Origin of the sequence: Pseudomonas sp. Yb2C2 (assembly GCF_052112325.1) — a bacterium.
Classification (GTDB): domain Bacteria; phylum Pseudomonadota; class Gammaproteobacteria; order Pseudomonadales; family Pseudomonadaceae; genus Aquipseudomonas; species Aquipseudomonas marginalis.
Map to the genome: position 1 here is coordinate 76,529 of NZ_JAVAJK010000020.1, position 20,558 is coordinate 97,086.

Annotated in this window: 19 protein-coding genes; 6 read left to right on the forward strand and 13 right to left on the reverse strand. The window is 58.9% G+C overall.

Going from position 1 to position 20,558, the window contains the following annotated elements:
- Positions 1-35: 35 nt before the first annotated feature.
- Complete coding sequence (locus tag Q8X51_RS24485; RefSeq protein ID WP_074846679.1) at positions 36-821, forward strand: SDR family NAD(P)-dependent oxidoreductase; 786 nt, start codon at positions 36-38, stop codon at positions 819-821.
- A gap of 71 nt (positions 822-892) precedes the next feature.
- Here the strand turns inward: Q8X51_RS24485 and Q8X51_RS24490 are convergent, their stop codons facing one another.
- The 9 genes from Q8X51_RS24490 to Q8X51_RS24530 all read right to left on the reverse strand — a co-directional run bounded on the left by Q8X51_RS24490 (position 893) and on the right by Q8X51_RS24530 (position 10,034).
- A complete protein-coding gene (locus tag Q8X51_RS24490; protein ID WP_137211798.1) occupies positions 893-2,164 on the reverse strand; it encodes an OmpP1/FadL family transporter in 1,272 nt (423 codons plus the stop codon).
- A 387-nt stretch (positions 2,165-2,551) separates the two neighbouring features.
- Positions 2,552-3,172, reverse strand: coding sequence for a TetR/AcrR family transcriptional regulator (locus Q8X51_RS24495; protein ID WP_407694516.1), 621 nt, complete (start codon positions 3,170-3,172; stop codon positions 2,552-2,554).
- Positions 3,173-3,590: 418 nt separating this feature from the next.
- The gene (locus Q8X51_RS24500) at positions 3,591-4,364 is read right to left on the reverse strand and encodes a phosphate/phosphite/phosphonate ABC transporter substrate-binding protein (protein WP_407694517.1); all 774 of its coding nucleotides are present in this window, start codon (positions 4,362-4,364) and stop codon (positions 3,591-3,593) included.
- Between the two features lie 34 nt (positions 4,365-4,398).
- Entirely contained in the window at positions 4,399-5,727 is a 1,329-nt protein-coding gene (locus Q8X51_RS24505) for an LLM class flavin-dependent oxidoreductase (RefSeq protein WP_092484037.1), read from the reverse strand.
- Between the two features lie 36 nt (positions 5,728-5,763).
- A complete protein-coding gene (locus tag Q8X51_RS24510) occupies positions 5,764-6,669 on the reverse strand; it encodes an ABC transporter substrate-binding protein (protein WP_315872621.1) in 906 nt (301 codons plus the stop codon).
- Between the two features lie 49 nt (positions 6,670-6,718).
- On the reverse strand, positions 6,719-7,402 hold the full coding sequence (locus Q8X51_RS24515) for an ABC transporter permease (protein WP_053188504.1): 684 nt from the start codon (positions 7,400-7,402) through the stop codon (positions 6,719-6,721).
- Positions 7,402-8,031, reverse strand: a complete 630-nt coding sequence (locus Q8X51_RS24520) for an ABC transporter permease (protein ID WP_053187665.1) — start codon at positions 8,029-8,031, stop codon at positions 7,402-7,404. The genes Q8X51_RS24515 and Q8X51_RS24520 overlap by 1 nt, the downstream gene beginning before the upstream one ends.
- A complete protein-coding gene (locus tag Q8X51_RS24525; RefSeq protein WP_407694518.1) occupies positions 8,028-9,011 on the reverse strand; it encodes an ABC transporter ATP-binding protein in 984 nt (327 codons plus the stop codon). Before Q8X51_RS24525 ends, Q8X51_RS24520 begins: the two co-directional genes overlap by 4 nt.
- Positions 9,012-9,089: 78 nt before the next feature.
- Positions 9,090-10,034, reverse strand: coding sequence for a fatty acid desaturase (locus Q8X51_RS24530; protein WP_137211792.1), 945 nt, complete (start codon positions 10,032-10,034; stop codon positions 9,090-9,092).
- 109 nt (positions 10,035-10,143) lie between these two features.
- On the opposite strand from Q8X51_RS24530, the gene Q8X51_RS24535 reads away from it, so the two are divergent.
- From Q8X51_RS24535 to glcF, 4 genes are all read left to right on the forward strand, one after another.
- Positions 10,144-10,338 carry a hypothetical protein gene (locus Q8X51_RS24535; RefSeq protein ID WP_315872625.1) on the forward strand — a complete coding sequence of 65 codons (195 nt, stop codon included), beginning with the start codon at positions 10,144-10,146 and terminating at the stop codon, positions 10,336-10,338.
- Positions 10,339-10,574: 236 nt separating this feature from the next.
- On the forward strand, positions 10,575-12,074 hold the full coding sequence (gene glcD, locus Q8X51_RS24540; protein WP_315872626.1) for a glycolate oxidase subunit GlcD: 1,500 nt from the start codon (positions 10,575-10,577) through the stop codon (positions 12,072-12,074).
- Positions 12,074-13,138 (forward strand): glycolate oxidase subunit GlcE, encoded by a 1,065-nt coding sequence (gene glcE, locus Q8X51_RS24545; RefSeq protein ID WP_407694519.1) that lies wholly within the window; start codon positions 12,074-12,076, stop codon positions 13,136-13,138. The genes glcD and glcE overlap by 1 nt, the downstream gene beginning before the upstream one ends.
- 3 nt (positions 13,139-13,141) lie before the next feature.
- Entirely contained in the window at positions 13,142-14,413 is a 1,272-nt protein-coding gene (gene glcF, locus Q8X51_RS24550) for a glycolate oxidase subunit GlcF (RefSeq protein ID WP_407694520.1), read from the forward strand.
- Between the two features lie 229 nt (positions 14,414-14,642).
- Here glcF and Q8X51_RS24555 read toward each other — a convergent pair whose 3' ends face one another.
- Genes Q8X51_RS24555 through Q8X51_RS24570 form a run of 4 tightly spaced genes read right to left on the reverse strand, consistent with a single transcriptional unit; the run spans position 14,643 to position 19,667 of the window.
- Positions 14,643-17,015: a hypothetical protein gene (locus tag Q8X51_RS24555; protein ID WP_074846655.1), complete on the reverse strand. Its 2,373-nt coding sequence runs from the start codon at positions 17,013-17,015 to the stop codon at positions 14,643-14,645.
- A gap of 51 nt (positions 17,016-17,066) precedes the next feature.
- Entirely contained in the window at positions 17,067-17,816 is a 750-nt protein-coding gene (locus Q8X51_RS24560; RefSeq protein ID WP_065927692.1) for an ABC transporter permease, read from the reverse strand.
- A gap of 13 nt (positions 17,817-17,829) precedes the next feature.
- Entirely contained in the window at positions 17,830-18,831 is a 1,002-nt protein-coding gene (locus tag Q8X51_RS24565) for an ABC transporter substrate-binding protein (RefSeq protein WP_407694521.1), read from the reverse strand.
- Positions 18,828-19,667, reverse strand: coding sequence for an ABC transporter ATP-binding protein (locus Q8X51_RS24570; RefSeq protein WP_065927694.1), 840 nt, complete (start codon positions 19,665-19,667; stop codon positions 18,828-18,830). Before Q8X51_RS24570 ends, Q8X51_RS24565 begins: the two co-directional genes overlap by 4 nt.
- A gap of 136 nt (positions 19,668-19,803) precedes the next feature.
- Between Q8X51_RS24570 and Q8X51_RS24575 the strand changes: the two genes are divergently transcribed.
- Positions 19,804-20,547, forward strand: coding sequence for a GntR family transcriptional regulator (locus tag Q8X51_RS24575; protein WP_065927695.1), 744 nt, complete (start codon positions 19,804-19,806; stop codon positions 20,545-20,547).
- Positions 20,548-20,558: the final 11 nt, after the last annotated feature.

The following is a 20,558-nucleotide window of genomic DNA, read 5'->3' on the forward strand; positions in this document are numbered from 1 at the left end:
GGTGGTTTTCGAGATTCAAACAAGGGGTATGCAAGATGACAGTGAGAGAAAATTCATGGGTGCTCATTACTGGAGCCTCCAGCGGATTCGGCAAGGAATTTGCCCGACAGTACGCCGCAAAAGGGAAATCGCTGATTCTGGTAGCCCGCAGGCTGAACGAGCTTGAAGCACTCGCGGACGAATTGCGTAGTCGTTTCGACGTCGACGTGATGGTGCAGCAAGCAGATCTTTCATCGATAAATGTGATTATCGATCTGCATCGGCGCCTGCGTGACAGCAATACGGTGGTCGATGTCCTGATCAACAATGCGGGTTACGGCTTGCAGGGAGCATTCCTGGATGAGCCCCTGGAAAGCTCCCTGGCGATGATCGACCTGGACGTCGCCAGCCTGACCGCCATCACTCGTCTGTTTGCAGAGGATATGCGGGCCAGGCGCAAGGGGCATATCTTGATGACTGCCAGCCTGCTGTCCTACCAGGGCGTGAAGAATTTTGCGGTTTACTCTGCCGCCAAGGCTTACGTACTCAGATTCTCCGACGCCCTGCATCGTGAACTCAAACAAGACGGTGTGGTGGTCACAGCGCTTTGTCCAGGCATGTCGGATACCGGGTTTGCAGCAAGTGCCAAACAAAAGATAACACCGGTCTTGAAGAGGGTCATGATGCAACCCGAGCCTGTAGTGCGAGCGGGGATACAAGCGTTGCACGCAGGCCGCATGAGCGTCGTGCCGGGCTTTGGCAACAAGGCTATTGCGGTCTTGACCTGGGCCACACCCCGTCGACTTCATCAGGGCCTGATGTCACGCGTAATGGGTGTTTGAGCGGGCCAGGCAATACCCCCGACGACGGACACCTGAGCCAATAGGTATCCGCTCTCAGGCCCCGCAGTGAGTCAGAATCGATAGCTGACAGAAGTCCCCAAACCGCTCGCGCTATTTTTATACTTCGAGCTGTAGGCGCCTCTTGAGGCGGATACGTCATTGACCTGTACGCTTTCCTCCCATAGGTAGGAATACGCCACATCGATCGTGACATTCTCTGCCGGCGTCCACCCTGCCCCGACACTGATGACTTTCCGGTCACCGGTAGGGATTCGCGGCCCACGGTTGACGTTGTTGGCGGGGGACTGGTCAACCGAGAAGCCGGCGCGAAGAACCCACTGATTGTTCAGCTTATACGCCGTGCCGATAGCGTGCGCCCACGTGTCGTGCCAGTTCTGCTCCTCGGTGATGCGACTCAGTGTTCCGCTCAACGCCGCAGGCAAACCACTGTTTTCGAACACCAACTCCTTGAAGCGACTCCAGCGCGTCCACGTACTGCCCAGGTAGAGCGTCCAGTCACTGTTGAGTTGATGAGTCACGGAAAAATCGACTGATTCCGGGGTGTCCACATCCAAGGAAGCGTCATAGCTCGTACCGCTTACACCCAGCACACTGAAGATGCCGTCGGTGAGCTTGGTCTTGGCATCCAACTGGTAGCTGACCTTGGAGTGATAGGTCAGACCCAACCGAGTTCGATCTGTCGCTTGCACTAGAATACCCGCGTTAAACCCAAGCGCCGTGTCATCGCCGGTGCTTTTGAGTTTTCCGTCATTGCGGCCCGGGCTGAGTGGATTGAGCACCATCCCGGAAAGCTCACCACTGATACGGTTGATGGTCGGTCCGAAACCGATCGAGACCTTGTCGTTGAACGCATAGCTGATGGTGGGCTGAAACGTAAGGGTCGTGACCTCACTTTTGTTGGCGTAGTAGCGGCCGGCGAACCCACTGCCATAATCGGTCATTAGCCCAAACGGCACATAGAAACCCACACCGAACGCCCAGTGCTCATCGATGGGTTTGACGTAGTAACCCATGGGCACTGTGGTGGTCGGCACCATGTCCCCGTCCTCCTGTCCCCCGAATGTGCTGCGCGTCTGGCTTATATTGGCCTTTGCGAAAAGCGTTGCCGCCCCGACGCTGGCCTGCTCTTTTTTCAAGCGAGACATACCGGCCGGATTACCGAAGACGGTACTCGCGTCTTCTGCAGATGAAGAACGGCCGGCAAATCCGGAGCCCATCCCACTGATGCTTTGTTCATTGAGAGCGAAACCGCTCGCGAACAATTGAGTCGACGAGAGGGCAACAGCAAGGCCAAGCGGGGTCCTGCGCAGTATTTTTTTCATTATTAGGACTCGATAGATCATCGGGATAAAGCGGTAGAGAGCGTCACGCTGAGCGCGGGCTACCGGGAGGGGCCGCAGCGCAGATTTACGAAGATCGTGCGCGCCACGTCGATTCCTCCAGGATAGGTACAGCATATTTATTCATGTGACCATTTATGTCAATCGTCACAAATTCAGCAAATGAACATGCATGGCTACGCGGCAAATGCTGCGCGGATAATCCACTCAGTTACGTAGTGAAGGTTGATACATGGCTGTGAATGTGGGGATCAGGCCCCGGATTGGAATTAATACCGGGCCCCGGAAAATGGTGTCCACCTGGATCGGTGTTCACCATCATCCAAGCGTTGATATCAGAGCAAAGTGATAGAGATGATTAACGCAGGCTCACGGCATCAAGCTACGCAGAATGAGATTGGAGGTGAGGACCGGAGCCAGCTCGACGAAGTCAAGGTTGTATTGCAAAAGCAACGGATTGACGAAAGGGCGCAGCGCAAGGTGGATCGAATCGACTGTTTCGTCCAAGGGTGTTTTGCGTTCAAATTCGCCGATCTCTCGGCCTTCACGCACAATCTGCACCACGAAGCCCCTGACCAAGGCATCATATTGCTGAGCGCAGGGCCAGTTCTCAGACGCTGCAAATGCGGCGATGTCATAGAGCTTTCGATCACTGAAGAACAAATTCACCCCGGTAGCGATCAGCGTTTTCACCAAACGTCGAAAACGTTCGGTCGGCGAGATGTCCTCTACATTAATGGCCTGTTCTACGGCCGCGATGATTTCCGCCAGGCAATTGCCACAGATAGCCTCACCAATCGCCTGCTTGGAATCAAAAAACTTGTAGATGTACGCCTTGGAAAACCCGATCGCTTTCGCCAGGTCGGAAACCGTAGTTTTGCTATAGCCGTATTGACTGAAGTGTTGATTGGCCGCCGCGACGATCTGATTCCGGATCTCATGATCGGCAGGGCCACGGATGCTGGGGGAAGCTATGGATGTCTTGTTCATACGAGCTAGCTTACGCATCCGAAAAGCGCTTGACAACGAGTGACCAAATTATACTTTTGTCACAAGCTCGCAATGATCAGGGTTGGTTTCAGGTCAATTGTCTCTGCGCGGAGGGTCAAACTCCTCCCCCAATCAGTTTTTTCGACGTGTTGTGCAAACGCCGTACCCCGCCATCGAACTCTCTAGCTCACTAACGGCGGCCTCCAAGCCAAGGGGCTTCAATCTGACCGGCCAAAAACACCCCGCTCCACCGAGCGTGGGCGTCTCCCCTGTCAATCCCTGTCAGCTGTTGCCGGACGCGTTTTTCGATGCGGGTGCGCTTCCGTCGTTGCACGATCGCTACGGTATTTCCACCCAGGCTGTGTGCACGCAGATCAAGGGTTGGCCTTTGCATAGCAGGTGTTTGAGATGGGGCCGCTCAGGACGCTACAAACGAAAAGCCGCGACTGGCCGCACTGCGCTCATATTCCAGGAGACACTCATAGTCAGCCTCACTGGCGGGCAGGACTTCCTTGATCGCCAGGTCACGGGACACCTCAGGAAGCTGCTCCAAGGCTTCGTTCATTGCGTTCCTGATTGAAACGGCGTCCTGACCAATCGAGGTGATGTAAGGCAGGCAGGGACTGCGCACACTTCGTGTCAAGATCCTGAGGCCTTCGATCTCGGCACTGTTATCTCTCGCAAGATAGTCGTAGGTGATGCTATCGATGGAAGCCAAATCACCCTCGCCTTCTCTAAGCCTTCGCAGGCTCTCCCTGTGGGATCCGGTGAAGGTGAGTTTCGAGAAGAAACCTCGGTCACTGATCCCGGCCAGCGTGTGGCGAAATAAATTCATTCCAGAGTTGGAATCCGGGGCGTTGATCAGGCCATGGCTGCCCTGGAAACCCGCCAGGTCAGTCACGGCCGAATCAGCCCTGCAGAGCAGCACACTGCAATGGTCCCCTCCAGAGCCATGGGTAAGCTCATAGCTCGGGCGCCCTACCAGCTTTACCTTTCCCCGCAGCGACGTAACGAATGGATAGCCGCAGGTCTGGGATAACAACAGATCCGGGGAAAGCCAGTGCGCCGCAAGATCAACGATCTGTGTTTGCCCACGGCGCTCGCCGAGAATCGCCAGGATGCGCTCAAGCCAGGCATCCTGTGCGTGTAGAACCCCGGCGGGAGCGAGGTACATGGATAGATCGCTGGTCATATGACATCCATTCAGAGGGTGCGATTGATACTGCTCACAGCAGGAAACGGTTGGCCGGCGTCTTCAAGCCCAAGCGATCCCTCAGTGTCCCGGGCTCATACTCCTGGCGGAACACCCCTCGGGCTTGGAGCAGAGGCACCACGCCACGGGTGAAGGTTTCGAAGTCAGTGGGCAAAAACGGAAACATGAGGTTGTAGCCATCGACGGCATTCGACTCGTATAACGCTGAAAGCTTGTCGGCAATATGCTCCGCCGTTCCGATCAACAGCCAGGTGCTGGAGCTCTTGACCAACCGGCGCCCTATCTCGCGGATGGACAGGGAAGTGTCGTACTGCTTGAGCAGGGCCAGCTCGGTTCGAATGCCATCAAACTCGGACTCATCCGGCAACGCTGGCAACGGACCGTCCGGCGATAGTCCTGTCAGGTCCAGGCGGGTGTAGCTGGAGACCAGGTCAATCGCCACCGCATCGATAATCAGGCTGTCCTCCAGGTGCCGACGTCGTTCCTCCTCAGTCTCATCCCCGAGCACCACCGGCAGCACGCCGGTGATGATTTTCAGATCACTGGAATGCCTGCCCTTCAACTCGAGTCGGCGATTCAAATCGGCCCTGTACGCCAGTCCCTCCTCGACCGAATTGATAAAGCAGAAGTGTACGTCCCCATGGGCGGCGGCCAGGTTTTTGCCGGCTTCAGAAGAACCCGCCTGGGCAAGGACCGGGTGGCCCTGGGGTGGACGCGGCACGTTAAGCGGCCCACGTACGCTGAAATGCGCGCCTTTGTGATTAATCGGGTGAATTTTCGAGGGGTCGGCAAAGGCGCCGGTGCCCTTGTCAAATTCAAGCGCCCCCTCCTCCCAGGAGTCCCAAAGCTGCTTGACGACCTGGATGAATTCCTCGGCCCGCTGATAACGATCACCGTGTTTCGTCACGCCTGACAATCCGAAATTCGAAGCTTCTTCTTCCAGCCAGGACGTCACGATATTCCAGCTGGCTCGCCCTGCGCTGAGGTAGTCCAGCGAAGCAAAATAGCGCGCGAGGTTGAAGGGCTCGTTATAGGAAGTCGAAGCCGTGCCCATCAGCCCGATGTGCTCGGTAACCGCAGCCAGTGCGGACAACAGCGTAATCGGTTCCAGGCGGGCGTTGGCATAGTGCCTCAGCCCGCTGGCCACGGAATCCCAGACCGCAACGTGATCCGCAACAAAAACCGCATCAAACTTCGCCGCCTCCGCCGCCTGCACCAGTTTTACGTAGTAACCCAGGGTCAATATCTCTTGGGTCGGTGCCAGCGGGTGGCGCCAGGAAAAACGATGATCGCCCTGGGGGTTAAAAAAGAACAAATTCAAAATCATACTTTTATTCGACATAACGCCTCCGCGACCTTACCCACGTCGCATTGATTTTCACTGGGCCGTCTTGACGGTATGTTCGGCGACCCACTGCGCCGCGACTTTCGCGGGGTCCTTGTGATCGATATCAACCAGGCGATTGAGTTGCTTGAGGTCGTCATCGGTCAGTTTTGCAGAGACCTCGTTGAGCACCTGGGTGACTTCCGGGGTCAGCAACGCCTTGCGACCCAGTGGCGTGATGTTTTGCAGGGGCTGTTGGTGCTTGTCGTCCTCGAGGACAACCCAAGGCTCTTTCGCCAGGATGCCTTGCGTGGAGACCACCGTGGCCACGTCAATAGCACCGGAGTTCAACGCCAGCCGCGACAAGGGCCCGCCCATGTCCAGCGACTTGATGCTCTTGAAGTTGATGCCGTAGACCGCCTTCAACCCGGGCAGGCCTAACGCAGCCGTGGCGACTTCGGGAGGCCCGCCCAGGGTGAAATCTCGCGAGACGGGCGCCAGGTCGGACAAGGTACGCAGGTTGTACTTTTCTGCGGTCTTTTGGGTGACGGCCCAAGCGGTAATGGAGCCCGCGGACGAAGGTTCAAGCAACTGGAGGTCCGCCGGCAACTTCTGTTGCAAAGCGCTGAGGATCTCCTTTTGGCTGGTCAGGGCGGTCTTGTCGTCATAGAAACTCAACAGTGACCCCAGGTATTCGGGGACGACGTCTATATCGCCGTTTTCCAGGGCCTGGGCGATGATCTGGCGGTTGCCCAGATTGAGTCGGGTCTTGACGTCTATCCCTTGATTTTTCAAGGCTGACGCATAGATGTTGGCGAGAATCGTCTGCTCGGAAAAATTGGCCCCTCCAATGGTGATGGACTGAGCGCTGGCAAACGCGCTGCCCACCAGCAAGCCTAACCCCAGCAACAATGAAACCGCGTGCGCTGAGCGAGCCTTCGAACGTTGTTTGTTTTTCATGTGGGTTTGCACCTCTGCAGAGTTAATACACACTTTCAAATGCCTCAGGTCATGTAGCGCTTAGTTCGATTTTCCCCGCGCGCCATTTTCTAACCATGAATGTTTCTATCATTGAACAAACCCACTCACTGACAATCGCCAGTGCCGACACCATCAGTGCGCCGCCAATGATTTGCGGCGTATCATTTCGGCCCAGTCCATCAATCAGAAACCTGCCCAGCCCGCCGAAGCCTGCATACGCGGCGATGGTGGCCGTGGCGATAAGTTGCACCAGGGCTGATCGGAACCCTGCAAAGATCAACGGAAAAGCCAGCGGCAACTCGAGCTGAAAAAACATCTGCCCTCTGCGCATGCCCATCGATCTGGCAGCCTGCTTCAGGGATGAATCCACCTGATCGATGCCAACATAGGTATTGGTTAATATCGGCGGGATGCTCATGGTCACCAACGCGATAATCACCGTGCTGGTTTCATAGCCAATAAGCATGATTGCAAGTATCACAATACCCAGGGACGGTAATGCTCGCCCAATATTGAACAGCCCTATCGCCACCTGCGCACCTTTACGGTAGTTAGCCAAAAGTACGCCAAGCGGCAACGCTATTGCGCAAGCAATAACCAGGCTCAAAGACACATAATAAATATGCTCTGCCAGCCGAGTCAGTATGCCGTTTTCACCCAACCAATTATCCGGAAGAGAAAACCAAAGGTAGACACCCGCGATCATGTTCATCAGCGCACCCAAGGCACCAGCCATTTATTAATTGAATAAAACAGAAAATCAAAACATAACGCCAACATCACGGTCAGGACCAGGCTGACTGCCACAGGGGTAGTGAAACTTTGAGCCAGCCCGGTAATGAACAGCTGGCCCAGTCCACCTTGTCCAATCAAGGCAGTAACCGTCACCAGCCCCACCAACGTGACCGAGGTTGTTCGTAAGCCTGCCAATAACGCAGGCAGCGCCAGTGGGAGTTCAACCCCGAGGAATCTCTGCATGCGCGTATACCCGAGCGCGCGGGCTTCCTCCAATACGTCGGCAGGGTTACTCGCAAGTCCCGCCAAGGTGTTCTGTAACACAATAAGCAAGGCATACAGGCTCAAACCAATGACCGCCGTGGTCTTGGATAAACCGGTAAAAGGCATTATCAAAATAAACAGTGCCAGCGACGGAATGGTAAAAAGTAGGCCGCAGACATAAATCATCGGCCGCGCCAATCCTGGCTGCCATAACGCCAAGAGCACCATTGCACCCGCTAACAGCATCCCTATACACAGGCCCAGGGTCACCAGTTGAATATGATCGACTAACAGCTGGCCGATCTGCTGCCAGTTTTCAACGATCCAGGACCAGTCAATCATTGCGCACTTCCGAAGCGGCGTTCATTAAGTGCGCTGTGAAGGCTGGCAATCGACAGGCAACCTTCGTAACCGCCGGCCTCGTCCACGCGAACAACCACACCCATAGGCGCCGTTAGCATCTTAACCAGTGCGTGATGCAACGAGTCGTGACTCGACACTGTTGTCAGCTCCGGAACAGGCATGTCCGAGTCACTGACCCACTTCAACGGGTTGGACTTGTCATCCAGTAGAAGTTTGAATTCACAACTGACCTCATCCACCGGAAGATCAGAAACCTTCATCAGCGAAAGTCTTTTTAACAGCGGATCTTTGCCGATAAAGTTCCTCACAAACTCGCTGGCAGGATGGGCAAGGATGTTGTGAGGGGTATCGAACTGAACAAGTTCCCCTTCGCCCTCGAAGATCGCAATCCGATCACCAATCTTGATGGCCTCCTCCATATCATGGGTCACCAGGATAATGGTTTTATGCAAACGTCTCTGAAGCGCAACCAGTTCATCCTGCAGTCGCTCGCGTATCACCGGATCAAGCGCGGCAAAGGGTTCGTCCATCAATACAACCGGTGGGTCCGAGGCCAATGCCCTTGCCAGGGCGACACGACTTTGCTGCCCGCCCGAGAGCTGATTAGGGTAGCGGTCCAGAAATTCCGGCTGAAGCCCAACCAGGGAGATGAGTTCGCTCACGCGCTGGCGGATTTTATGTTTGCTCCAGCCGAGCAGCCGTGGGACTGCGCCAATATTTTCGGCAACCGTCTGGTGAGGAAACAAGGCGGCGCTCTGCATCATGAAACCAATGCCGCGGCGTAGCGTAACGACGTCAAGTTCATCGGTCGCCACGCCGTTGACACAGATGCGGCCACTGTCCTGGGTATCCAGCCGGTTGATCATGCGCAAAATGGTGGTTTTGCCGCAGCCACTCGGCCCGACAAATACACAGATCTCCCCCTCCCGGACGTGAAGCGTTAAATCGCTCACGGCCATTCGCGGGCTGCCTTTATGAGTTTTCCTGATGGCTTCAAAACGTATCATTTTCCGACGCCCATATTAGCTTGCCTAGTGTTAGTGCTCAGCAGGATGGCGAGGACAATCCACGGGACTGACCAGATGTTTCTGCAATAACTGGAAGTAGCCATGAATGACATAGCCATTGTTTCGCGCGATCCATTGTTCACGCCTGGCTCTATACACCCTTGGTAAGTAAAACCAGGGCAAACCGGGAAGATCGTGATGAACCAGGTGAAGATTGAGGTTGAGAAACAGCCAACTCAACAGCCCCGACGATTCATTGATAACCGTGCGGTGTTCCGGATACGTTGACGGACGATGTTCGTAAAACGACCTGATCATGGCAATCGACAAAGCCGGCAACGAAACCAGGAATAAGTACTGTATGGCACTGATGGCGCTGTATTCCTCAACCAAAGCCAGCACTACGCCAACACTGAGTAGATGCGCGGCCCACATCCGCCAAGCGATTCGACCGGTATGAAACAGCCCTCTGATTTCGCTACCCACAAGGGCCGTCACCGCCAATGGCGCGCCCATAAGCAAACGACCGCCCACGGTCTTGTTTACCCATAACAACGTTCTGATATATCGAGGCGAGCGCAACCAAAAAGCACCGCTGACATAACGACTTTCCGGATCTTGCCCGGGTACCGTCAGCACTTCGTCGTTGTGATGTGCCAAATGGGTGTCCCTATAAATGTCGTAGGGGTACCACACGGCAAATGGCAGAAATCCCAAGGCCTTGTTTATGGCGGGCCAACGGGTTGGATGACCATGGATAAGCTCATGCTGAATCGACATCCACAGCACAACCAGTGGCACCAGCAGGACAAGGCTGAATACTTCGCCAAGTACTTGCCCATAAAAAACAATAAACGCCCAGGCCAGATAAAACCCGACTAACAAAAGCCAGGTGGGCCATTCGGTTTTACTGGTCAGGGTAGTGCTCAGCTTGACGATTTCCGCTCGATGAGCGTCATCCAAATAGTTTGGCATTGTTGTCAGTCGCGATAGAACGTGCTCGGAACGGGCGCCCAATCACTCACACTTCAAGCTGCAACCCATAAACCGGGATTACCTGAAGATGATTGGTTGGACTAACGGTATGGAAGTGCGCAACAACGACGATTCACATGGCGTAGAGAAGAAACGCCAAGCCTTCGCTGATTGCACTGCAGGCTTCGCTGTTGGCCTGACAAGGGAGAGGTTTGCCGGTAACGGATGGAACGGCAATGGAGGAAAAAGGACGGGTGCTGATATTGTCGGCGTGAGAAATCGCGACATGGGCGCCGTCATGTGACAGAGCCTCAAGGCTGATTTGGAAGATTCGGGCGCCGGACATAGTCGTACCATAACAATAGGATTGAACATATCCGGCGGTCCGGTGACAGCAAGGTAGCATGATGACTAATACGATCAAGGACTATATTTTATTATGCTTATTCCTAAAATGAATAAGTGATCCAGGCAAATGATGCTAGCCAGCTGCATCGGAACAGACCTCGACTAAAAACAACGGAGGGTTGCCTACCGACTATGAACATTCTCTACGATGAACGCGTCGACGGCGTCCTGCCTGACGTCGACAAACAGGCACTCCTGCACGCCCTGCAGACTCGCTTGCCTGACCTGGAAATCCTGCACCAGCGCGAAGCGCTCAAGCCGTACGAATGCGACGGACTCTCGGCTTATCGCACCACGCCCATGCTGGTAGTGCTGCCGCGCCACATCGATCAGGTCCAGGGCGTGCTTCGAGTCTGCCATGAGCGGCGTGTACCGGTGGTGGCTCGCGGCGCGGGCACCGGGTTGTCCGGCGGTGCGCTGCCGCTGGAAAAAGGCGTGTTGCTGGTGATGGCGCGCTTCAACAACATTCTGCACATCGACCCCGCCGCCCGCACCGCCCGGGTTCAGCCGGGGGTACGCAACCTGGCGATTTCCCAGGCGGCTGCACCATTTGGCTTGTATTACGCGCCTGACCCTTCCTCGCAGATCGCCTGTTCCATCGGCGGTAACGTGGCGGAAAACGCCGGTGGCGTGCATTGCCTGAAGTACGGGCTGACCGTGCACAACCTGCTCAAGGTCGACATCCTGACCGTCGACGGCGAACACGTGAGCCTGGGTTCCCAGGCCCTCGACTCTCCGGGTTTCGATCTGCTGGCATTGTTCACCGGCTCCGAAGGCATGCTCGGGGTGATCACCGAGGTCACGGTCAAGCTGCTGCCCAAACCACAAACCGCCAAAGTGCTGCTGGCCGCCTTCGATTGCGTCGAAAAGGCTGGCCGTGCGGTGGGCGACATCATTGCCGCCGGCATCATCCCGGGCGGCCTGGAGATGATGGACAACCTGGCCATTCGCGCCGCCGAAGACTTCATTCACGCCGGCTACCCGGTGGACGCCGAAGCGATTCTGTTGTGTGAACTCGATGGCGTGGAAGCCGACGTCCACGACGACTGCCACCGCGTGCGCCAGGTGCTGGAACAGGCCGGCGCCACCGAAGTGCGCCAGGCTCGGGATGAGGCCGAACGCGTGGGTTTCTGGGCCGGGCGCAAGAATGCGTTTCCGGCGGTGGGCCGCCTCTCACCGGATTATTACTGCATGGACGGGACGATCCCGCGTCGCGAACTGCCTGGGGTGCTGCACGCTATCGCGGCGTTATCCAGCGAGTACGGCCTGCGGGTGGCGAATGTTTTCCACGCCGGCGACGGCAACATGCACCCGCTGATCCTGTTCGATGCCAATCAACCGGGCGAACTCGACCGCGCCGAAGCCCTGGGCGGCAAGATCCTCGAATTGTGTGTGAAGGTCGGCGGCAGCATTACCGGTGAACACGGTGTGGGCCGCGAGAAGATCAATCAGATGTGTGCCCAGTTCAATAGCGATGAGCTGACCGTGTTCCACGCCGTCAAAGCCGCCTTCGACCCGGGCGGATTGCTCAACCCCGGCAAGAACATCCCGACGTTGCATCGATGCGCCGAGTTTGGCGCCATGCACGTTCATCTGGGTCAGATGCCCTTCCCCGACCTGGAGCGTTTCTGATGCGCAGCGAACACCCTATCGACGCCAGCGCAGCGCTGCTGGAGCAGGTCAACCAGGCGCTGAACGACGCCACGCCGCTGCGTATCCAGGGCTCCAACAGCAAGGCGTTCCTCGGCCGCGCAGTCACCGGGGAAGTCCTCGACACCCGCGCCCACCGGGGCATCGTCAGCTACGACCCGACGGAACTGGTGATCACCGCCCGTTGCGGCACGCCATTGGCGGAGTTGGCAGAAGTGCTGGACGCCGCGCAACAGATGCTGCCTTGCGAACCACCCTCCTTCGGTGAGCACGCCACCGTCGGCGGCATGATTGCCTGCGGACTCTCGGGGCCGCGGCGTCCCTGGTCAGGATCGGTCCGCGACTTTGTCCTCGGGACGCGGGTCATCACCGGACAGGGTAAGCATTTGCGCTTCGGCGGCGAGGTGATGAAGAACGTCGCCGGCTACGATCTGTCGCGCTTGATGGCCGGCAGTTACGGCGCGCTTGGGGTGGTGACCGAAGTGTCCCTCAAGGTCCTGCCCAAACCACGGCAAACCTTGAGTATCAGCCTGGAAATGGACACCGACCGTGCCTTGCTGCGCCTGGCGGAATGGGGGCAGCAACCGCTGCCGATCAGCGCCGCGTGTCACGATGGCCAGCGCCTGCACCTACGGCTCGAAGGGGGTGAAGGCTCGGTGGCGGCGGCCCATGAGCGCTTGGGCGGCGAGTTGCTGGACGCGACCTACTGGCAAGACCTGAACGAACACCGGTTGTTTTTTTTCGATGAGGATCAGCCCCTTTGGCGCCTGTCCTTGCCGCACAACACACCCCGATTGTCGCTGCCAGGTACCCAATTGATCGACTGGGGTGGCGCCCAGCGCTGGCTCAAATCCGACGCCGACGCGAGCGTCATTCGCGCGGTGGTCGAAAAAGCCGGCGGGCATGGGACCTGCTACCACCCGGGCCTGATCGACAGTCCCTTCCAACCGCTGCCCGACACGTTGATGCGCTACCACCGGAACCTGAAGCAGCAACTCGATCCCCGGGGCATCTTCAATCCCGGTCGCCTGTACGCGGAGCTTTGAACCATGCAGACCACCTTGAGCGAAGACGCCCGCCGACTGCCTCGCGCCGAAGAAGCCGAAAGCATCCTGCGTAGTTGCGTGCACTGCGGTTTTTGCAATGCCACCTGCCCGACCTATCAACTGCTGGGCGATGAACTGGATGGCCCGAGGGGGCGTATCTACCTGATCAAGCAGGTGCTCGAAGGCAATGAAGTCACGCGCAAGACCCAGGAGCATCTGGACCGTTGCCTGTCTTGCCGTAACTGCGAAACCACCTGCCCCTCCGGCGTCGACTATCACAACTTGCTCGACATCGGCCGGGCGGTGGTCGACGCGGCAGTGCAACGCCCGCTCAGTCAGCGTTTGCTGCGCGAAGGGTTGCGCAGCGTCGTTCCGAATCCCGCGCTGTTCAACCTGCTGATCGGCAGTGGCCAGCTATTTCGAGCTTTATTGCCCAACACCTTGCAGGCCAAGTTGCCTCGCCGCGTCTACCCGCCCAAACCGCGCCCGACCACGCGCCACGCCCGCCGGGTATTGATGCTTGAGGGCTGCGTGCAACCGCACCTGTCACCCAATACCAACGCCGCCACGGCGCGGGTGCTGGATCGCCTGGGGATCAGCGTCATATCCACCCCCGAGGCAGGCTGCTGCGGTGCCGTGGACTATCACCTTGACGCTCAGGCGATGGGCCTTGAGCGCGCCCGGCGCAACATCGATGCATGGTGGCCGAGCATTGAAAACGGGGTCGAGGCGATTGTGCAAACCGCCAGCGGCTGCGGTGCCTTTATCAAGGATTACGGCCACCTGCTCAGCACCGACCTGGCGTATGCCGACAAGGCGCAAAGGGTCAGTGCCCTGGCCAGGGACCTGGTTGAAGTGCTGCGTGGCGAGCCGCTGGATAAGCTCGGCGTACACAGCGACCAGCGCCTGGCGTTCCACTGCCCCTGCACCTTGCAGCACGCGCAAAAACTCGGCGGCGCCGTTGAAACCCTGCTGACAAGCCTGGGCTTCAACCTGACCGCGGTTCCCGACGGCCACCTGTGCTGCGGCTCGGCGGGCACCTATTCGCTGACCCAGCCCGAATTGTCGCGGCAACTGCGCGATAACAAGCTGAATGCGTTGGAAAGCGGCCACCCCGACGTCATCGTCACCGCCAATATCGGCTGCCAGTCCCACCTCGACGGCGCAGGACGCACCCCGGTCAGGCACTGGATCGAACTGATCGAGGCCGCGTTGCCCTCACCAGGTACTGCAGAATCCTTGCGGCTGCACGCACCGAAGCCCACAGCAATCTAGCCGGGGCGCAATGCCTGGATTGAATCGGCCTCCTGTGGCGAGCGGGCTTGCCCCGCGTTGGGGTGCGAAGCAGCCCCTGATGAAGACGAATGCGGTGTATCAGGCACGCCTCTGCGCCTGGTTTTGGGGCTGCTGCGCAGCCCAACGCGGGGCAAGCCCGCTCGCCACAACAAGCCCGCTCGCCACAGGGTTCTTTGCGCGCTCTCGAACGGGTTCGAACACGGCGGCCTTAAGCAAGCGTGAGGAACAGCGCCGAGGTCCAGACCCGGGACTGGTCGCGTTGACGCGCGCAGATGAACAACGGATGCTCGCGACCCGCTTGCAGATTGAGTGGTGCCAGCTCGATCTGCCCCTGCAGTTCACGGGGCAGCGCTTCGGCGGTGGTCCTTTCCAGGGAGACTTTCAGTTCAGCCCCGGGCAGCTCTTCGATCACCTGGGATTGCGCCAGCAGTTCTTCGCCGGACAGTTCCATCAGCACCGTCGGTGCATGCACGTAGGGCTGCGGTTCGGATGGATCGCCGACCTTGATGTAGTTGTCGATGCGGCTGCGGACCTGCAACCTCGCGCCGGCCAATTGCGACAGGTCGATTTCGATGCTGTCGGTGTCGCCGTTGGTGTCGGTGCGAAAGGCTAGGGTCGTGGCGTCCTTGCGCCATACGGTTTGCTCCGGATGATCGAGGCCCAGGGCGCGAAAACCATTGATGACCGCGCCCGTCACCCGGATTTCGCCGGTCCAGTACGCGCCGCGATAACGGTCCTTGATGCGTGCGCCGCCCAGGCGCAGCCGGATGCGTTGGGCGGAAAACCCCAGCTCCTGATGCAGGTTGCGCGACCAGATCAGTTTATCGCCGTCGAACAGGTCCACCTGCTCCCAGCCCGCCTCACCCAGCAATCGATAGTCCAGGGTGGCATTCGAATCGGCCGTGAAGACCTCGCCCATGAAATGCTGGCCCTGGCGCAGGCTGGCAAACGCACGCTCGCCCGTCGTGGCAAAGGTGCGACGGGCGCGAAGGGCCTTGCCGACACTCGAACGATCGAAAGACTCGGCAATCACACCGGTCAGCCCGCCGCGAGAGCCAAACACCGCCGTGGCCGGAACCCCGCCGCCGCAACGGCCCTGATGCTCATCACTGTTCGCCGCGGCGCCGACCCGATAGCCACGCTGAAGGGCTTCGGCGTAGACCCAATGGAACTGGCCCCAGGCAGAGCCGACTTCGATCAAGCGTTCCAGCTCCGGATGGTGCCAGTCGAGGTTGCAACGGCGCCCGCCGACATGGGGCATCATCAGGTGACCTTCCGGGTCTTTTGCATAGGCCGCGTACAATTCGTCCACCGGCCAGGCCCCCGGTTTGATGGTGCCCGCAGTGAACTCGTTCCACTCGAACGAGCGCACCAGGCGCCCCTGGTTATCGAACGGAAACTCGGGCTTGCGATCATGCAGGAACACCACGTTGCGGTCGCCGCCCGCGCAGGAGTTGCCGCACCACTCGGTGCCGGGGTAGCAGACGAAGCGGCCGGGCTCGTTGAGTTCGTGAATCAGCTTCACCGCCTGATCCCAGCGTTGCTCGGTGATATTGAAGTCGTTGGCGGTGTAGCCGAGCACATCGAGGCCGGCGACATCGCGGCCATAGCTGAGGTTGTAGAGCGTGTCGTTGGTGCCCACGGTGTCATCGGAGTGCACATGCAGGTCGGCGTACAGCGGGCGCAATGCGCTGCCGGCCGGGTCAACCGTGACAAACGCCTGGGCGCCACGCACGCCGGGCGCCTGCACCTCGGCGGACAAACGCCACTCGCCCACCGCCCCGAGGTCAAACCCCTCGAGCCGCACCGTCGACCACCCTTCATTGGCCAGGGTAAACGCTTGCTGGCGCTCGCCGCCTTCCGGATCAACCAGGGTCAGCACCCCGTTGAGCGGCAGGTTGCGGCACGTGTTGCCCCAGGCATCGTCGACCCGCAGCAGCACATCGAACGCCTCACCGGCGCTGATCAGGCGCGGCACAATCAGTTGCACACGCTGCGCCGGTCCCGGCACGATGTTCAGCAACGGATCGCCTGGCACCTCGGCAAATTTCGAGCTGCCCAAGGGGTCGATAAACAGCCGGAAACGGAAGTCTTTCTCGACGAAACTCTGCACCCGCGTGCCCGCCCCGCCCTGGCGACGGTCGCCCAGGCGAATAGTGATCTTGTCGCCGGGATTCAGGTAGCCGTCGATGATGTCGATGATGATCGCTTTCTGGAACGGCCGTTCGTGGCCCTTCTGGTCGAAGCGCACTTTCAGGTGCTGCACGGTGGCCTGGCTCTGCCCGGGGACCAACTCGCCCGCCTGGTACTCGGCGCTGACGTAGTTGGGACCGGCCGGGTTCGAGGTCTGGAACAGTGCCCAATCGGAGTAGAACTTGAACGCCAGTTTCAACCAGGCGCCATCCGCCAGGCCGCTGCCGCCGACCTCGTAGACCAGGGTGATTTCATCCCATTGCCCGGCAATCAGCGTGTCTCGGTCACAGTCGATGCTACCGAGGAACGGGCGTTTCTTGTTGCGCTCGTAGAGGCCTTGGGGGGCGATGTAATGCCCGGCTTCGCGGGGATCGAATACGTTACTCACATGACACCTCGTGCAGTGGTCCACTGAAGGTTTGAAAGCAAAGGACGATGCTTACTGCACGCGCCATTTCTGGTAGTGGCGCTCGATGCGCCGGAACACAAAACTCTCCATCAGCCAGGCAATCAGGCCGATCAGCACGATGCCCAGCAGCACCTGGCTGCTGTTGCCGATCTGCCCGCCGGTGGAGACCATCCAGCCGATGCCCTGGGAGGCGCCGATCATTTCTGCGGCGACCAGTGCCCGCCAGCCCTGGCTGAAACCGATGCGCAAGGCCGCCGTCACGAAGGGCAATGAGGCCGGCAGGTAAACGTGGGCCAGCAATTGCCAGGGGTTGGCGCCCAAGGTGCGCGCCGCGCGGACTTCGCCACCGCGAATGCTCTGTACGCCTTCCTGGATGGTCACCGCCATGGGGAACATCGCGGCAATGAAAATCACCAGCACAATGGAGACATAACCCAGGCCGAAAATGATCATGATCAGCGGCGCCCAGGCTATCGGCGGGATCGCCATGAACAGGCTGTTGAGCGGCGAGATGAAATCGCGAAAGCGCGAAGACAAGCCGCCGGCCGTGCCCAGCACGATCGCGACAAGCACCGCCGCACAGAAGCCGCCGACTTCCTCCAGGACGCTCGCCCTGAGGTGCTGCCACAGCGAACTGTCGCTGAGCCAACGCAGCGCTTCGCGCGCCACATCCCAGGGCTGCGGCAGGATGTAGGTGGGAAAGCGGCTGGCCAGGGCCATCCAGATCAACAGCAGGAATGGCAGCGAAGCCCATCCCCAATTCGGTTTTGGCAAGGACATGACAGGCTCAGACTCAGCGCGAGGCTTTTTCCAGGTAGGCGGTATCCACAATCTGCTCGGTCTTGAGCGTGGTGTCGATAAAGCCCAGGTCGTGGGAGTAATTCATCAGGCGCTGGATGAATTGGATATCCGCAGGCTGCAAGTCCGCCGACCAGCCCAATCGCGTGCGCGCCTGGGCGACGATGGCCTCCGGGGCAATGGTCTTGCCGTCAGGACCCTGGACCGCTTCAAGCTTGAACGCCTCGGCGATGATGCGATTCGACTCGTCGGGATGCTCGTTGAGGAACGCGATGGCCCTGCGGTGCGCACGCAGCAGCTTGACCACGTCGTCCGGTCGTTCCTGCAAGGTTTTGGGCAGCGCGATCACCACGTACCACGGGTAGTTCGGCAGTGCCTGGTTGACGTCGAGCAGAATCCGGCTCGACCCGCGCAGCAACGATTGGCTGACAAAGGGTTCCCAGGAAAACGCCGCGTCGACGATGCCGCGCTCCAGCGCCGCGTTCATGTTGCCGGGTGGCATGTCGATGATGTCGAGGTCCTTGTCCGGGTTGAGCCCGGCTTTTTCTTTCAGCACATAGCCGCGCAACAGCACGTCCATGCCACTGCCCTTCTTGACCCCGGCGAGCTTTTTGCCCTTGAGCTGCTCCAGGCTGTTGATCGGGCTTTTTGCATCGACAATCACCGCCGCCTGGCCGTAATTGACCTTGGCCAGAATCCGGCTTTGCAAACCTCGGGAAAACCACTGGTACACCGGCGGCGTGCCCACATAGGCCACATCCAGCTCATTGGCGACCAGCGCCTGCTGGATCACCGGGCCATCGCCCAAGGCCTTGAGGTCAACATTCAAGCCTTCCTCGCGGTAGTAACCCTGCTTGTCGGCGATCAGCGCCGGGGCGTTGGCCATGGCGAACACATACCCCACACGCAGGGGTTTCTCTTCAGCGGCCACGGCACCTGTGCTGCTTGCCAAGGCGGCAACAGACAAGGAAAGAGCAAGCAGCGAACGTTTGATCATGGGGTTAACTCGGGTTGGCGGGTGGGGTTAGCGATGGCTTCGGCCGCGCCCATGACCTGGGAAATGCGCTCCATCAGCTCATTGCGGTAATCGAGAAAGGCCGGCAGGCGACGGGTTTTCAGGTTGGAACGCGGGCGCGGCAAATGAATATCCAGTTCGCTATGGATACCGCCGGGGGCGATGTTGAGCACGATGACCCGGTCGGCCAGGAACACCGCTTCGTCGATGTCGTGGGTAATGAACAGCACCGTCTGACCCAGCTCGGCCCAGATCCGCAGCGTCTCTTCATTCATGCTGTTGCGGCTGATGGCGTCCAGCGCGGCGAAGGGTTCGTCCATCAGCAATACGCTGGGCTCCAATGCCAAGGTCCTGGCCAGGGAGACGCGCTGCTGCATGCCGCCCGACAACTGATGGGGCAAGCGCTGTGCCGCGTTCTCCAGGCCGACCAGGCGCAAATACTGCAACGCCTGGGCACGCTGTTGCGCCTCGCTGAGCTGCGCCGTCATCCGCAGGCCGAAACGCACGTTTTCCAGCGCGCTCAACCAGGGAAACAGCTGCGGCGCCTGAAACACATACCCCAACTCCGAGCGCTCAGGGCGCACGGCGGTCTGGTTGATGCTGATCCGGCCGCTCTGGGGTTGCTGAAAGCCCGACAACAGATTCAGCAGCGTGGTTTTCCCGCAGCCGGACGGCCCGAGGATCGCGACGAATTCGCCCGGCTTGGCGTTCAGGCTGAACGCGTTGAACACCCGATGGCCGTTGGGGTAGCTGAAACTGATGTGATCGACCGTCAGGGCGTCGGCTTGCGTTGGTGCGTAAGGCAAGGAGTCGGGCATGGCAAGTATCGTCAGGTCGTTTACAATGGGAATGCCTGACATAATACGTATTAATACAAGTTGTCCCAATAACCTATTTTTATAACCTTAGAAGTGAAGGCGCACCGCCCCACTCCGAGGCCCCTGGAAGCCGACCGTGTCCACGTCCATTCTGCGCGACAGCACCACCTCGCTCTACGAACAGATCGCCCATCGTTTGCTGGAAGAGATTCAGCGCGGCGATTTCGAACCCACCGGCAAACTGCCGTCAGAAGCCGAACTGGGCGAACGCTTTGGCGTGAGTCGCGTCACGGTGCGCCTGGCAGTGGGCAAGCTCAGCGACGACGGCGTGGTGGAGCGCAAGCAAGGCAAGGGCACGTTCGTCGCCGCGAAGCAGGTTCGGCATGGCCTGGATGCGTTGCGCAGTTTCCATGAAGCCTTGTTATTGCAAGGGCTCAAACCGAGCATGCAGGTGATCAGCCACACGCTGCAGCCCGTTCCGGAAGCCTTGAAGGAGTTGTTTGAAGGCGCCCACGATTGCCTGCTGCTGGAGCGCCTGCATTTCGTGGATGACGAACCTATCGCCCTGGGCCGCAGCCATCTACCGGCCGAGTTGGCCGGCGTGGTCTGGACGGACGTCGAGCATCAACCGATCTACTCGATCCTGGAGTCGATCACCGGCCAGGCCGTCACCCGTGCCGACCTGGCCATCCGTGCGCAAGCAGCCGATGCAAGCCTGGCCAGTGCCCTGCACGTCAAACGCGGTGCCGCATTGCTGGTGATGGAACGCAGCTCTTACTTTGCCGACGGCCGTTGCTGCGACCGCACCACCTTCTTTATCCGTCCGGAACGCTATGCGTTTGTCCTCAGCGGCGTATTCAAATCCAGCCCTGCCAAATAGCGATCTGTACA